The sequence below is a fragment of the Arthrobacter sp. 10N418 genome, assembly GCF_056394725.1.
Window position 1 is genome coordinate 58,905 of sequence record NZ_JBFTIK010000010.1, and the last position, 14,363, is coordinate 73,267.

The 14,363-nt window shown below is 67.3% G+C and carries 10 protein-coding genes and 1 riboswitch; of the genes, 8 read left to right on the forward strand and 2 right to left on the reverse strand.

Annotated features, from left to right (window positions below):
* Positions 1-11: 11 nt before the first annotated feature.
* Complete coding sequence (locus AC1DCZ_RS10015) at positions 12-1,025, reverse strand: endonuclease/exonuclease/phosphatase family protein (protein WP_476974446.1); 1,014 nt, start codon at positions 1,023-1,025, stop codon at positions 12-14.
* A 383-nt stretch (positions 1,026-1,408) separates the two neighbouring features.
* On the opposite strand from AC1DCZ_RS10015, the gene ileS reads away from it, so the two are divergent.
* Genes ileS through ndk form a run of 4 tightly spaced genes read left to right on the forward strand, consistent with a single transcriptional unit; the run spans position 1,409 to position 7,101 of the window.
* On the forward strand, positions 1,409-4,813 hold the full coding sequence (gene ileS / locus AC1DCZ_RS10020) for an isoleucine--tRNA ligase (protein WP_476974447.1): 3,405 nt from the start codon (positions 1,409-1,411) through the stop codon (positions 4,811-4,813).
* 3 nt (positions 4,814-4,816) lie between these two features.
* A complete protein-coding gene (locus tag AC1DCZ_RS10025) occupies positions 4,817-6,175 on the forward strand; it encodes a bifunctional folylpolyglutamate synthase/dihydrofolate synthase (RefSeq protein WP_476974448.1) in 1,359 nt (452 codons plus the stop codon).
* A 3-nt stretch (positions 6,176-6,178) separates the two neighbouring features.
* Positions 6,179-6,643: a DUF4233 domain-containing protein gene (locus AC1DCZ_RS10030; RefSeq protein WP_476895718.1), complete on the forward strand. Its 465-nt coding sequence runs from the start codon at positions 6,179-6,181 to the stop codon at positions 6,641-6,643.
* 38 nt (positions 6,644-6,681) lie between these two features.
* Complete coding sequence (gene ndk / locus AC1DCZ_RS10035; protein ID WP_476895719.1) at positions 6,682-7,101, forward strand: nucleoside-diphosphate kinase; 420 nt, start codon at positions 6,682-6,684, stop codon at positions 7,099-7,101.
* Between the two features lie 94 nt (positions 7,102-7,195).
* Here ndk and AC1DCZ_RS10040 read toward each other — a convergent pair whose 3' ends face one another.
* The gene (locus AC1DCZ_RS10040; protein ID WP_476974449.1) at positions 7,196-7,867 is read right to left on the reverse strand and encodes a vitamin K epoxide reductase family protein; all 672 of its coding nucleotides are present in this window, start codon (positions 7,865-7,867) and stop codon (positions 7,196-7,198) included.
* Positions 7,868-8,340: 473 nt separating this feature from the next.
* Here AC1DCZ_RS10040 and AC1DCZ_RS10045 point away from each other — a divergent pair, with 473 nt between their 5' ends.
* The 4 genes from AC1DCZ_RS10045 to rpmA all read left to right on the forward strand — a co-directional run bounded on the left by AC1DCZ_RS10045 (position 8,341) and on the right by rpmA (position 14,287).
* The gene (locus AC1DCZ_RS10045; protein ID WP_476974450.1) at positions 8,341-11,538 is read left to right on the forward strand and encodes an Rne/Rng family ribonuclease; all 3,198 of its coding nucleotides are present in this window, start codon (positions 8,341-8,343) and stop codon (positions 11,536-11,538) included.
* Between the two features lie 102 nt (positions 11,539-11,640).
* Positions 11,641-11,738: riboswitch (TPP riboswitch) on the forward strand.
* The gene (locus tag AC1DCZ_RS10050) at positions 11,721-13,298 is read left to right on the forward strand and encodes a bifunctional hydroxymethylpyrimidine kinase/phosphomethylpyrimidine kinase (RefSeq protein ID WP_476974451.1); all 1,578 of its coding nucleotides are present in this window, start codon (positions 11,721-11,723) and stop codon (positions 13,296-13,298) included. Its footprint overlaps the riboswitch before it by 18 nt.
* A 355-nt stretch (positions 13,299-13,653) precedes the next feature.
* On the forward strand, positions 13,654-13,962 hold the full coding sequence (rplU, locus tag AC1DCZ_RS10055) for a 50S ribosomal protein L21 (RefSeq protein WP_018773353.1): 309 nt from the start codon (positions 13,654-13,656) through the stop codon (positions 13,960-13,962).
* A 61-nt stretch (positions 13,963-14,023) separates the two neighbouring features.
* Complete coding sequence (gene rpmA, locus AC1DCZ_RS10060) at positions 14,024-14,287, forward strand: 50S ribosomal protein L27 (RefSeq protein WP_069952019.1); 264 nt, start codon at positions 14,024-14,026, stop codon at positions 14,285-14,287.
* Positions 14,288-14,363: the final 76 nt, after the last annotated feature.

A 14,363-nucleotide genomic window follows, 5' to 3' on the forward strand; every position in this document is an offset into this window, starting at 1 on the left:
CACGGCGGGCCCTATGGCGCAGCCGGGACGGCGAGCGTCGCCACGATGGCGGCGTGGTCGGTCCCGGCCACAGGGTGCACCGAATACGCCGCACTCCGGACCTGCGGGCTCGTGATCAAGTGGTCAATGACGATGCCCGGCAGCGCCAGGCCGTCCATGGGCCAGGTAGGAACAAGCCGGCATCCTTCCGCCATTCCGACATCCACAGGTTTCGCGCCGCCGGCACCGCCCGCGAGGAGCTGCCGGAACTCGAGGTGGTCGTACGTGGCGTTGAAGTCCCCCATCAGCAGCAGGTTCCCGGGGCTGGCCATGAGCCTGCCCAGGGCCGCCAGGTCGCCGCGCCACTGCGCTATCCGCGCACCAACCGGTGCCTGGGTATGCACGTTCGTGACGTCCAGGGACGCGGATTGCCCGCCGGCTTCCACGGCGACGCGGACCGTGGGGATCTGGAACGGTGCATCCGGCAGTAATCCCATCAGCCGGATCGGGTGAGCCGAGTACACGGCGCTCCCGGCTGCACCCTTAACGGGACGGCTGATCCGGTGGGGAAGAAGCGCGGCCAGACCCTCGGCGGCCAGCCGGTCCTCCAGCGCCTGCGTGTGTTCCTGGACGGCCAGCAGCCCGATGCCCTCCCCGCGGACCAGCCGGACGATCCCGGCCGCATCCGCCCTGCCCAGCTTGGCGTTGATGCTCATCACCTTCAGTTCCACCAGGGCGACGCCTTGATCCGGCGGGTCCTGGCTGCGGACGGGGAACAAGAACCGCTCCCGCGGAAACAGCCAGAACAGCTGCACCGCCAGGAGCGCGGTCGTTGCCGGGGCGAGCCACCTGCGATAGCTCAGCAACCCGGACAGGACGGCCGCTGTGGCAGGCAGGACGAGCCACGGGGTGAAGGACAGCAACTGGACCACCGGCGTGGGCCACTTTGCCGGCACCGCACGGAACACGGAGAGGGCCGCCACCGGGGCGGCGCTCAGCGAAGCCAGGACGTCCCATGAGAGGACCCGGCCGCGCCGCGGCCTCACCACCGGATGCCGCCGGGAACTGGCAAGATCATGGGATGAGTCTAGGTTGCGGAGCCCTCCGGCACACCAGTTAGACTTGGGACAGCAGCTTTGACCCGGCCATCACCGGTGAGCTTCCGGAAGAACGCCCCGGCGCGGGCGCGGCACAACAGACGTGGTGCGAACGCGGCAGGACCAGTAGAACCGGACGGGTAAGCCCGTCACAGCAGTAATTGAGCGGCCGACGCCGGTGCTCCTCCTTCCCTGAAGGTGGCGGTCCGGTGCGGTAAGTGAGGTGGTACCGCGGTGCCGGGTGGCGTCGTCCAGCAGTTGGACAACAGCGCACGGGCCGTCCTCGCATCCTGAATGATTGTTTTGTTCACCGCTCAACCCAGGATGTCGAGATGACTTACTACCCCAAGGCCTCAGCCGCACCGACAGGCGCCGGCGCCACCACCTCCGCGTCCAACGCAGCTTCCAGCGCCGCAGGCGTATCCGCCTCCGTGAAGTTCCCGGAGATCGAGGAGCGCATCCTCAAGTACTGGGACGAGGACGGCACCTTCCAGGCGAGCATCGACCAGCGCGATTCCGACCTTCCCGGCGGAAAGCCCGGCAGCAACGAGTTCGTCTTCTACGACGGGCCTCCCTTCGCCAACGGACTCCCGCACTACGGCCACCTGCTGACCGGCTACGCCAAGGACCTCGTGGGCCGCTACCGGACCCAGCGCGGACGCCGGGTGGAGCGCCGGTTCGGCTGGGACACCCACGGGCTGCCGGCCGAGCTGGAGGCCATGAAGCAGCTGGGCATGACGGACAAGACCCAGATCGAAGCCATGGGCATCGACAAGTTCAACGACGCCTGCCGCGCCTCCGTGATGAAGTACGCCGACGAGTGGAAGAGCTACGTCACCCGGCAGGCACGCTGGGTGGACTTCGAGAACGACTACAAGACCCTCAACGTCGAGTACATGGAATCCGTGCTGTGGGCCTTCAAGCAGCTGCACGAAAAGGGCCTGACGTACAACGGCTACCGCGTGCTACCGTACTGCTGGAAGGACGAGACGCCGCTGTCCAACCATGAACTGCGCATGGACGACGACGTCTACAAGAACCGCCAGGACCAGACCGTCACGGTCACGTTCCCCATCACCGCAGGGAAGTCGGAGCTGTCCAGGCAGCTCGAAGGCGTCCAGGCGCTCGCCTGGACCACGACGCCGTGGACGCTGCCCACCAACCTGGCGCTCGCCGTCGGGCCCGCCATCACCTACGTGGTCCTGCCGGCAGGCCCGAACGGCGTCAAGGCCGCCACGGCCGAGGCGCCCGTCACGGGCCGCTTCCTGCTCGCGGAGGACCTGCTCGGCGCCTACGCCAAGGACCTCGGCTACGGAGACGGCACCGAAGGCGCCGCCGCCGCCGAGGCAGCCGTCACCTCCCGCCACATCGGCACGGAGCTCGAAGGCCTGGAGTATGAGCCCCTGTGGGACTACTTCCACGACGCCGAGAAGTACGGCACCGAGAACGCCTGGCGTTTCCTCGTGGCAGACTACGTCACCACCACCGACGGCACGGGCATCGTCCACCAGGCCCCGGCCTACGGTGAAGACGACCAGAAGGTCTGTGAAGAGGCCGGCATCCCCGTCGTCCTTTCCGTCGACGAAGGCGCGAAGTTCCTGCCGCTGTTCGGCCATGGAGATCTCGCCGGGATCGCCGGTCTGCAGGTGTTCGAGGCCAACAAGCCGATCACCCAGGTGCTGCGCGCCCAGGGCCGGCTGGTCCGCCAGGCGAGCTACGAGCACAGCTACCCGCACTGCTGGCGCTGCCGCAACCCGCTGATCTACCGCGCCGTGTCCTCCTGGTACGTCGAGGTCACCAAGTTCAAGGACCGCATGTCCGAGCTGAACCAGGAGATCAACTGGATCCCGGGCAACGTCAAGGACGGCCAGTTCGGCAAGTGGCTGGCCAACGCCCGCGACTGGTCCATCAGCCGCAACCGCTACTGGGGCAGCCCCATCCCGGTCTGGCAGTCCAGCGACCCGGACTACCCGCGCACCGACGTTTACGGCTCGCTCGCCGAGATCGAGGCCGACTTCGGCCGCCTGCCGCTGAACAAGGCAGGCCAGGTCGACCTCCACCGGCCCTTCATCGACGAGCTCACCCGGCCCAACCCCGACGACCCCCGCACCCCGGAACAGGGCCAGTCCGTCATGCGCCGCGTCGAGGACGTGCTGGACGTTTGGTTCGACTCCGGCTCCATGCCCTACGGCCAGGTGCACTACCCCTTCCAGAACGAGGAATGGTTCGACACCCACAACCCCGCGGACTTCATCGTGGAGTACATCGGCCAGACCCGCGGCTGGTTCTACATGCTGCACATCCTCTCCACCGCGCTGTTCGACCGGCCGGCGTTCCGCAACGTCATCAGCCACGGCATCGTCCTGGGCTCCGACGGGCAGAAGATGTCCAAGAGCCTGCACAACTACCCGGACGTCTCCGAGGTCCTGGACCGGGACGGCTCCGACGCGATGCGCTGGTTCCTCATGTCCAGCCCGATCCTGCGCGGCGGCAACCTTGTGGTCACCGAGCAGGGCATCCGCGACGGCGTCCGGCAGGTCATCCTGCCGCTGTGGAACGTGTACAGCTTCTTCACGCTCTACACCAATGCCGCAGCCGGCGGGATGGGGTACGACGCGAAGCTGCGGTACGACGGCTACACGGACACGCTGGACCAGTACCTCATGGCCAACACCGGTGACCTGGTGCGCAACATGACCGCGCAGCTGGACAGCTACGACATCTCCGGCGCGTGCGACGAACTGCGCGGCTACCTGGACATGCTCACCAACTGGTACGTCCGCCGCAGCCGCCAGCGCTTCTTCGACGAGAACGTGGACGCCTTCGACGCGCTCTACACCGCGCTCGAGACCGTATGCCGCGTGGCCGCGTCGCTGCTGCCGCTGGTCTCCGAGGAGATCTGGCGCGGCCTCACCGGCGGCCGCTCCGTGCACCTGGCCGACTGGCCGGACGCGGACCGGTTCCCGGCGAACGCCGGACTCGTCGAGGCGATGGACCGCGTCCAGCAGATCTGCTCCACCGGATCCTCGCTGCGCAAGGCCGCGAACCTCCGGGTGCGCCTGCCCCTTCAGGAACTCACCGTCGTGGCACCCGGAGCGGACGCGCTGGCAGGCTTTGCCGCCGTCGTCGCCGATGAACTGAACCTGCGCTCGGTGCGCCTGCTCGACGCCGGGAGCGCCTCCCCGGAGGAGTTCGGCATCGAACAGAAGCTCGTGGTCAACGCCCGGGCCGCGGGTCCGCGCCTGGGCAAGAACGTCCAGCAGGCCATCAAGGGCTCCAAATCCGGCGACTGGTCGGTCCAAACAATCGACGGTGTCGACGGTGTCGTTGTTTCCGGCGGTCTCGAGCTCGAGCCGCAGGAATACACCCTTGAGACCGTGGTTGCGGAAGCGGCGGAAGGCGAAGGCTCACGAGCGGCTGCCGTGCTGCCGGGCGGCGGGTTCGTGGTCCTCAACACCGAAGTCACACCGGAACTTGAGGCCGAGGGCGCGGCCCGCGACATGGTCCGCGCCATCCAACAGGCCCGCAAGGATGCCGGGCTCAACGTCAGCGACCGGATCCGCACCACCGTCACCGCGGCGCAGCACATCCTTGAGGCCCTGTTGTCCAACGCAGACCTCGTCAAGACCGAAACCCTGACGGTCCGGCTGGAAACCGTTCCGGCCGACGTCAAGGAACCGCAGGTCAGCGTCGAAAAAGTAGCCGCTGAACATGCCGCCGAAAAAGTAGAGGCCTAAGCAATGACCGACGAATTCTCCGTAGAAAGCGTCTACGCCGAGCTGCTGGGCCGGGCGCCGGAAAACAAGATGGAGCCCCGGCTGGCGCCGTTGCGCCGGGCCATGGACATCCTGGGGGAGCCGCAGAAGGCCTACCCGATCATCCACATCACCGGCACCAACGGCAAGACGTCCACGGCGCGCATGATCGAGGCCGGGCTGCGCGCCCACGGGCTCAGCACCGGGCGGTACACGAGCCCGCACCTGTCCAAGGTCACGGAGCGGATCAGCATCGACGGCGACCCCGTATCGGATGCGACCTTCGTCCGGATCTGGGACGAGATCCGCCCGTACCTGCAGATTGTGGACGCGGAGCTTGAGGCCGAGGACCAGCCCCGGCTGACCTACTTCGAGTGCCTGACTATCCTGGGGTTCGCGATTTTCGCCGACCAGCCGGTGAACGTCGCCGTGATCGAAGTGGGCCTGGGCGGCATCACCGACGCCACCAACGTCGGTGACGGCCAGGTCTCCGTGGTCACCCCCATCTCCCTGGACCACACGGAGCTCCTCGGCGACACCACCGCGGACATCGCCTACGAAAAGGCTGGGATCATCAAGCCCGGCGGCTTCCTCATCAGTGCCGCGCAGCCGATGGATGCTGCCCAGGTGCTGCTCGAAAAGGCCAAGGAGCTGCAGGTACCGTTCCGCTTCGAGGGCGTGGAGTTCGGCGTCGAGTCCCGCACCGTGGCCGTGGGCGGCCAGGTGGTGGACATCAAGGGCATCGCCGGGCGCTACGAAGACCTGCTGCTGCCTTTGCACGGGGCACACCAGGCCGAGAACGCCGCTGTGGCCATTGCCGCGCTGGAGGCGTTCTTCGGGGGCGAAAAAGCGCTCGATCCCGAGATCCTGCAGGAGGCCTTCGCGTCTGTCAGCTCACCGGGCCGGCTCGAGGTGGTCCGCACGGCGCCCACCATCATTGTGGACGCCGCGCACAACCCTGAAGGCGTCCGGGTCTCGGCCGAGGCCATCCATGAGGCCTTCAGCTTCACCAAGCTTGTCGTGGTGGTGGGGGTCCTGAAGGAAAAGGACGCCGAGGAAATCCTCCGCCAGCTCAAGGAGTCCCTGGGCGACCTCGCCGAGGAGTACTGCTTCACGCAGTCCAACTCGCCCCGGGCCGTTCCGGCGGAAGACCTGGCGGAACTCGCCATCGATCTGGGCTTCGGCGAGGACAACATCCACGTCGCGGAGAAACTCGACGACGCCCTCGAATGGGCCGTGGAACGGGCGGAAGCCAACGAGGACCTGGCCGGCGGCGTGCTCGTCACCGGCTCCATAACCCTCGTGGCGGAAGCGCGGATCCTGCTGGGAAAGGCGGATGCCTAAGCCATGCCCAGACTGACCAAAGCCCAGCGCGAGTGGCGCCCGGGCATGCCCAGGAAGCGCCGCTCCACGAAGGTCATGTTCGCTTCCACGGTCCTGCTGCTGGAAGCGTTCGTGGTCCTCTTCGGCACCCTGGCCGTGTTCGGCCTTCGCCGCAGTGAGGTCCCGCCGGTGCTGATCTTCGCCGTGGGGATCGGGCTGGCTCTCGTGCTCGTGTTCACGTGCGCTGTCGTCTCCAAGCCGTGGGGGGTGGGCCTGGGCTGGATCCTGCAGCTCGTGCTGATTCTCTCCGGCATCGTGGAGCCGACCATGTACGTCGTGGGCGCCCTCTTTGCGCTTTCCTGGTGGTACGGCATCCGGACGGGTATCCGGATCGACCGCGAAGCGGCCCAACGCGAACGCGAGCAGGCCGCCTGGGACGCCGCGCACCCCGCCGGCAGCCAGCCTGAAACCGGCGCGCCGAACCCGTAGACTTGTCCCGAACCCCACCCCGACACATTGGAGCAGCTGTGAGCATTGAGCGCACCCTCGTCCTGATCAAGCCCGACGGCGTCGCCCGCAACCTGACCGGCGCCATCCTCGGCCGCATCGAAGCCAAGGGCTACACCCTGGCGGAGCTCAAGAAGGTCCACGCGAGCCGTGAACTGCTGGAGCAGCACTACGAGGAGCACGTCGGCAAGCCGTTCTACGAGCCGTTGGTCGAGTTCATGCTGAGCGGCCCGGTTGTCGCGGCTATCTTCGAGGGGCACCGCGTGATCGAGGGCTTCCGCTCCCTTGCCGGCACCACGGATCCGACGACGGCGGCGCCGGGCACCATCCGCGGTGACTTCGGCCGCGACTGGGGCCTGGCCGTGCAGCAGAACCTGGTCCACGGCTCGGACTCGGTGGAGTCCGCCCAGCGTGAGATCAAGATCTGGTTCCAGGACTGACCCGCACCGAGGCGCTAAGGCACCGAGGCGCTAGAAAAGGCCAATGTTCGCGATGAACATTGGCCTTTTCTGTCACCCGGTGGGGTTTGCGCTCCTAGTAGCCGGACGTTCCGATGAAGACCTGGATGAAGGCGAAGAAGATGGTGGCGATCACGGCGACGTACAGCAGAGCCGCGATGATCCAGCCGGAGTCGCCGAGGATCCTCGTCGGTCCTGCGGGCAGGGGAATCACTCCGTGGGAGACGTTGCGGATGGTCACCCAGACGAACAGGGGGATCATGGCGGCCCAGACGATCATGCAGAACGGGCACAGGATGTGGATGGCGTACAGGGCCTGGGACCAGAGCCACACCACAAAGATGAAGCCCAGCGTCACGCCGGCCTGAAGCCCGAGCCAGTACCCCCGGGCAAACTTTGCGCCCGCGAGGATCCCCATGGCAGTGGTGATGATGACCGCGAAGGCCACGATGCCGATAAACATGTTGGGGAAACCGAACGCGGAACTCTGCGGCGTCTGCATGACCTGCCCGCACGAAATCCAGGGGTTCACGTCGCAAACCGTGACGTGCTTTGGATCCTTCAGCACTTCCAGCTTCTCGAGCACCAGCGCCCCGGAGGCAAGCCAGCCGATCACGCCGGTGATCAGCAGCAGCCATGCGAACGGGCGGTCGCGGGTCATCGTCGGAAGGCTCCGGTCCGCCGGGGCCGGACCGGACTGCGGCTCGTGCATGGTTGCACCGCCGGCGGTGCTGGAAATGCTGGGCATGGAATATAGGTCCTTTGGCTCGGTGCTTCTGGCCCCGATTGTATCGCCGCAGGCTGGACGCCACCGTGGAACGGCGTCCGGCCGCCTCCGTCCCGGCGATCCGTGAACTGTCCCCGCCCTGCTTCCGCCTGATTCGACGGCTCCTGTGAGACAATGATCGTGGCTGGAACCCGATCCACATCCGGATTCCGGTCCGGCGATTTTGTTTCAAGACCGCCAATGATGAGCAGGGAGCTGCGGATCCTCTGATCCGGGCTGTCCCGCAATGCCATTGGACGGCACCTGGTTGTGGCGTGAACGTCAACGGGTTCCACAAACAATCTCGCCGGCCCTCCAGGGCTGCCGCACCCCACTGCCGGTGCGAACCTGAGGGTATCCAATTGACTTCTGTCAATGCCTGCGGGTGTTGACAAATAATTGCCCCAACGGGTGCCGGATGTGGCGGTACATCGGGGGCAGGAGTGTCGCCACATATGGAAAATGACCAGGTTGTAACGGTTAACGACGAACCGATCGTCCCCGATCAGGCACCAGAAGCAGCTGCTCCGGTAGCGCCCAAGAGGGCCGTCCGGACACGCCGCAAGGTTGTCGCCAAGACAGCCCCCGTTGACCCGGTCGTCGCCGCCGAGGAAGCAACGCTTGCTGCTGAAGCCGCCGCCGCGGCTGAAGCCCCCGTGGACAACCCGGGCGCCGAATCCGCCCCCGAGGCCAAGAAGGCGCCTGTCCGCCGCACCCGGGCCCGCAAGACCGCCGAAACCGCCGAACCGCTGCCCGCGTTCGCCGAAGAGGCCGGAACTGCACCCGCCGCCGAGGCGGCTGCGGCCGGGACGGGCGCTGGTGACGCTCCCGCCGTCAAGCCCGTCCGACGCCGGGCCAGCCGCGCCAAGGCAGCCGCCCCGGCCGCCGAAGTGCCCGCAGCCGGGGCCCCGGCCGCGGAGGCAGCCGAAGCGCCCGTCGAAACGCGCGAAACTCCCGCCGAAGCAGCCGTCGAAACGCGCGACACTCCCGCGGAAGAGGCGGGCGGGAAGCCCGCCGAAGCGCCGTCCGCCGCCTCCTCGCTGTTCCTCGAGCCCGGCATGGTCACCTCGATGATTTTCCAGGCCCCCGACCTCAGCACCGTTGTTCGCCCGGTTCCAGTTCCGGCTCACGCCGCGGAGACGGAGGACGCCGATGAGGAAGAGGGCGAGGAAGGCGAGGACGCCGGGTCCCGCCGTCGCCGCCGCAGCCGCGGGCGCCGCGGCCGCACCAGCCGCACCGGCACTGAGTCCGAAACCGATGAAGAAGGCTCCGCGGAGGAAGCCGAAGAAGAACCGGAGGGAATGCTGGAAGACGGCGTGACCTCGCGCCGCCGTCGGCGCCGCCGCCGCGGTGACCAGGACCTCGAGCTCACCGGCGGGGGAGACGACGATCCGCCCAACACCGTGACCCGCGTCCGTGCGCCCCGCGCGATGTCGGAGGCGCCGGTCAACAACCGCGTCACGTCCGTCAAGGGATCCACCCGGCTCGAGGCCAAGAAGCAGCGCCGCAGGGAATCACGCGACACCGGCCGCCGCCGCACTGTCATCACCGAGGCCGAGTTCCTGGCCCGCCGCGAATCCGTGGACCGCCAGATGATCGTGCGCCAGCGCGACGACAGAATCCAGATCGGCGTCCTCGAAGACGGGGTCCTGGCCGAGCACTTCGTCTCCAAGACCCAGCAGGATTCCCTGATCGGCAACGTCTACCTGGGCAAGGTCCAGAACGTCCTGCCTTCCATGGAAGCGGCCTTCGTCGACATCGGACGCGGCCGCAACGCCGTGCTGTACGCGGGCGAAGTGAACTGGGAGTCCGTCAACCTCGAAGGCAAGCAGCGCCGGATCGAAAACGCGCTGAAGTCCGGCGACTCAGTCCTCGTCCAGGTCACCAAGGACCCGGTCGGCCACAAGGGCGCCCGGCTTACGAGCCAGATCTCGCTGCCCGGCCGCTACCTCGTCTACGTGCCCGGCGGTTCCATGACGGGCATCTCGCGCAAGCTGCCCGACGTCGAACGCAACCGCCTCAAGCGGATCCTCAAGGACCGCCTGCCAGAAGACGCCGGCGTCATCGTCCGCACCGCGGCCGAAGGTGCCTCCGAAGAAGAACTGACGCACGACATCAACCGCCTCCGCGCCCAGTGGGAGGGCATCGAGAGCCAAGCCACCTCGACCAAGATGCTTGCCCCGGAGCTGCTCTACGGCGAACCCGACCTGACCATCAAGGTGGTCCGCGACGTCTTCAACGAGGACTTCTCCAAGCTGATCGTCTCCGGCGAGGAGGCCTGGGACACCATCGAGGCCTACGTCACCTACGTGGCACCGGACCTCGTGGGCCGGCTCGAGAAGTGGACAAAGGACACGGACATCTTCGCTGCCTGGCGCATCGACGAGCAGATCCACAAGGCCCTTGACCGCAAGGTCTTCCTGCCCTCGGGCGGTTCCCTCGTGATCGACCGCACCGAGGCCATGACCGTGGTGGACGTCAACACCGGAAAGTTCACCGGCAGCGGCGGCAACCTTGAAGAAACCGTCACCAAGAACAACCTGGAGGCGGCGGAGGAAGTCGTCCGGCAGCTGCGGCTGCGCGACATCGGCGGCATCATCGTGATCGACTTCATCGACATGGTGCTGGAATCGAACCGCGACCTCGTGCTGCGCCGCATGGTGGAGTGCCTGGGCCGGGACCGCACCAAGCACCAGGTGGCCGAGGTGACCTCGTTGGGGCTCGTTCAGATGACCCGCAAGCGGATGGGCACGGGGCTGCTCGAGGTCTTCGGCGAACAGTGCGAAGCCTGCGCAGGCCGCGGAATTGTCACCCACGACGAGCCCGTCGAGCACCGCCGCGCCAATACCGTCGCCGCCGAACACTACGTTCCCCGTGCCGAGGCCCAGCCCGCAGCGCGGACCGAGCGCAAGAGCCGCCGCCGCGGCAAGGGCGGCCAGGGCACCCCGGAAGCAACCCCGTCCGCGCCGGCAGCAGTGCACGCCGAACCCACCGAGGCGGAGCGGCACGCCAAAGCCGAGGCGACCCGTGCAGCCCTGGCGAACATCGCCGCGGCAGCACACGCCGCCCACCTGCACGACGGGGAGGCAGCCGCTGCCAGCGAAGCGGGGGCCCGCCAGGCCGCCGTCGACGCAGTCACGAAGCTTGCCGCCACGGAGGAAGCAGCCGGACGCCCAGGCGCCGTCCTGACCTTCGGCGGCGAGCAGGTTGCCCTGCCCTTCGTCGAACACGCCGAGGAGTCGCAGGTGCCTTCCCTGACGCTCGACCTCCTGACCGAGGCGTTCGCCCACCTCGGCGAAGCCGGGGAAAGCACAGGGGCCGAAGCGCAGCGCCGTCCGGCGAGGGGCCAAGCCGCGGCCCCTGCGGCCGTGGCGACTGTTCCGGAGTCCACGGTTTCCGAGCCTGCTGTTCCCGAGCCTGCTGTCGCGACCGGCACCACGTCCGGCGGCCGCCGCGGACGCCGCAACCGGAGCGCCAGCCGCGCCCAGGGCGCAGCCAACGAGACGTCCGTCCAGCACCGCGAGGCAACGGCATCGGCCGCAGCCGTTTCGGTTCATGAAGCCAAGGCGCCTGCCGCGGGCAAGCCGGCAGCCAAGCCGGCAGCCAGCGAGCCGATCATCCTCGGCGTCGGCGTACCGGCCTCGGAGCTCTAGCCGGCCCGGCCCGGCAGGACCGCGGGTGCGGCCCGGACCGGCGTAGCAATACGCCGGAACCGGGCCGCACCCGCGGTTATTTAACGGATGAGGCTAGGCTGGAGCACTGACACGGGGTGCCGCGCATTGGGCCGGCTGAGATCCAGACCCGTTGAACCTGTCCGGCTAGCACCGGCGAAGGGATGTCTCTCTTGTCCTCATCATTTCTTCCGTACCCGCCACGCCGGTCCGCGCAAACCCGGCCTCCCCGCGTCCTGGCCATCGCCGGTTCCGACCCGTCCGGCGGCGCGGGGATCCAGGCGGACCTGAAGAGCATCGCCGCGAACGGGGGCTACGGCATGGCGGCGATCACGGCGCTGACCGCGCAGAACACGCGCGGAGTCACGGCGGTCCACGTTCCGCCGGCAGCGTTCCTTACCCGGCAGCTGAACGCGATCAGCGACGACATCGGCATCGACGCCGTGAAGATCGGCATGCTGGGCGACGCCGCGGTGATTGACGCCGTCCGCAGCTGGCTCGAAAAGGTCAGGCCCGCCGTCGTGGTCCTGGATCCCGTGATGGTGGCGACCAGCGGGGACCGCCTCCTGCAGGAATCCGCTGAAGCCGCGCTCCACGCCTTACTGCCGCTCGCCGACCTGATCACGCCCAACCTCGCCGAACTGGCGATCCTTTTACATGAACCCGTCGCCGGGGACTGGGACGAGGCCCTGGAGCAGGGCAAACGCCTGGCCGCGCTGGTCGGCACCACTGTCCTCGTCAAGGGCGGCCACCTGAAAGACCGGGAGGGCGGGAGCGGCGGCGGTTGCCCGGACGCGCTCGTCAACACCGGAGGACTGCTGGGACAGGAGACCGTCGTGGTGCCGGGGGAGCGCGTCGCCACACGCAACAGCCACGGCACAGGGTGCTCCCTGTCCTCGGCCATGGCCACGGTGCAGGCCCGGGTGGGGGACTGGGAGGCAGCGCTGCGGGAGGTCAAACCGTGGCTGCAGGGTGCGTTGCGGGCTGCAAACGGACTGGACGTCGGCTCCGGTAACGGCCCCGTCCACCACTTCCATCATCTTCAGCACCTCACGGAGGGGCACGGCCGCATCCCGGACCGCGCCCCGGCGGAGGGCGAGTTCGTAGAGGCGCTCCGGAACCAGGCGGCCGGCGATCTGGAGGCAATCCATGCCCTCGACTTCATCCGGGGCCTGGCCGACGGCACGCTGCCCGAGAACGAGTTTGCCTACTACCTTGCGCAGGACGCCATCTACCTCAACGGCTACTCACGGGTCCTGGCCCGTGCCGCCGCGCTCGCGCCCTCGGACGCCGAGCAACTGTTCTGGGCCGGCTCGGCGCAGCAATGCCTCGAGGTGGAATCGGAGCTGCACCGGACCTGGCTCAGCACCCGCTCCGCCGAAGCCACCCTGGGTCCGGTCACGAAGTCCTATGTCGACCACCTGCTGGCCGCCTCGGCATCCGGCAGCTACGCGGTGCTGGTGGCGGCGGCCCTTCCGTGCTTCTGGCTCTACGCCGAGGTGGGGGAGGCCCTGCACGGACAGTTCCTCGCCGCGGGTTCCCCGGGAAGCCATCCCTATGCCGTGTGGCTCCGCACCTACGCCGACGAAGGATTTGCCGCCGCGACCCGGCAGGCCATCGCGTATACCGACGCGGCAGCCAGGCACGCCTCGGCGTCCGAGAGGGAGGCCATGGCCCTGGCCTTCCGCCAGTCCTCGCGCTACGAGGTCGCATTTTTCGACGCGCCGCGCCTGCACGCCTGAACCGACCTGGCCCGTGCAGCCTGTACGATAGTCGGGCACGGTTCGGGAAGTCGCTGCAGGATCGCTCTGTCCAAAGAGAGTGGCGTCCATCACGCAGAGCCCGCCGGAACCAGCCTCGTTTGCGGCCGAAGGCAAAATTAGCGTAGTCTAGACCTTCGGTGCTTACGCCAATACTTGGGTTATGACCTTGAGGACAGTTCATTCGATTTTCGGATGGCGTTGTCCACGGGATAGCTCATGGATTCCCCCGGGGAATCCACCGGCGTAGAGGCACAGCGTGAGCCGGTCCGAACACATTGGCCCCAGGTTCCGCACGCAAATCTAGTAATAAACGTCGAGAGAAGTGAGTTCCCCAGTGGTGTACGCGATTGTCCGCGCAGGCGGCCGCCAAGAGAAGGTTTCCGTTGGAGACTTCGTTACCCTGAACCGCGTCCCCGGTGGAGCCGGCAGCACCTTTGAGCTGCCCGCACTGCTCCTGGTAGACGGTGACAAGGTCACGTCCGCTGCCGCGGACCTGGCCAAGGTAACGGTTACGGCTGAGATCCTCGAAGACCTTCGTGGTCCGAAGATCGTCATCCAGAAGTTCAAGAACAAGACCGGCTACAAGAAGCGCCAGGGTCACCGTCAGGAATTGACCAAGGTCAAGATCACCGGTATCAAGTAACCACTCGTTACTGTTCAGGTTTTCAGCAGATTCCCCAGAATTTTAAAGGCAGGCATTTCAAATGGCACATAAAAAAGGCGCGAGTTCCACTCGCAACGGTCGTGACTCAAACGCCCAGTACCTCGGCGTCAAGCGCTTCGGCGGCCAGGTAGTCTCCGCAGGCGAGATCATCGTCCGCCAGCGCGGCACCCACTTCCACCCGGGCGCCGGCGTAGGACGCGGCGGCGACGACACCCTGTTCGCCCTGGCCCCCGGCGCCGTCGAGTTCGGCACCCGCCGCGGTCGTCGCGTTGTGAACATCGTGGCTGCTGCAGCTGCAGAGTAACAACAAGTTCTAAATCGGTGGGGCGGGCCATTAGGTCCGCTCCACCGGTGTTTTAACCGCATTACAATCATCTTGG

What these genes read in the sequence shown, in the direction of transcription:
- ileS (WP_476974447.1), top strand. Translation starts at nt 1,409, where the DNA reads ATGACTTACTACCCCAAGGCCTCAGCCGCACCGACAGGCGCCGGCGCC.
- AC1DCZ_RS10025 (WP_476974448.1), top strand. Translation starts at nt 4,817, where the DNA reads ATGACCGACGAATTCTCCGTAGAAAGCGTCTACGCCGAGCTGCTGGGC.
- AC1DCZ_RS10030 (WP_476895718.1), top strand. Translation starts at nt 6,179, where the DNA reads ATGCCCAGACTGACCAAAGCCCAGCGCGAGTGGCGCCCGGGCATGCCC.
- AC1DCZ_RS10040 (WP_476974449.1), bottom strand. Translation starts at nt 7,867, where the DNA reads ATGCCCAGCATTTCCAGCACCGCCGGCGGTGCAACCATGCACGAGCCG.
- AC1DCZ_RS10045 (WP_476974450.1), top strand. Translation starts at nt 8,341, where the DNA reads ATGGAAAATGACCAGGTTGTAACGGTTAACGACGAACCGATCGTCCCC.
- AC1DCZ_RS10050 (WP_476974451.1), top strand. Translation starts at nt 11,721, where the DNA reads ATGTCTCTCTTGTCCTCATCATTTCTTCCGTACCCGCCACGCCGGTCC.
- rpmA (WP_069952019.1), top strand. Translation starts at nt 14,024, where the DNA reads ATGGCACATAAAAAAGGCGCGAGTTCCACTCGCAACGGTCGTGACTCA.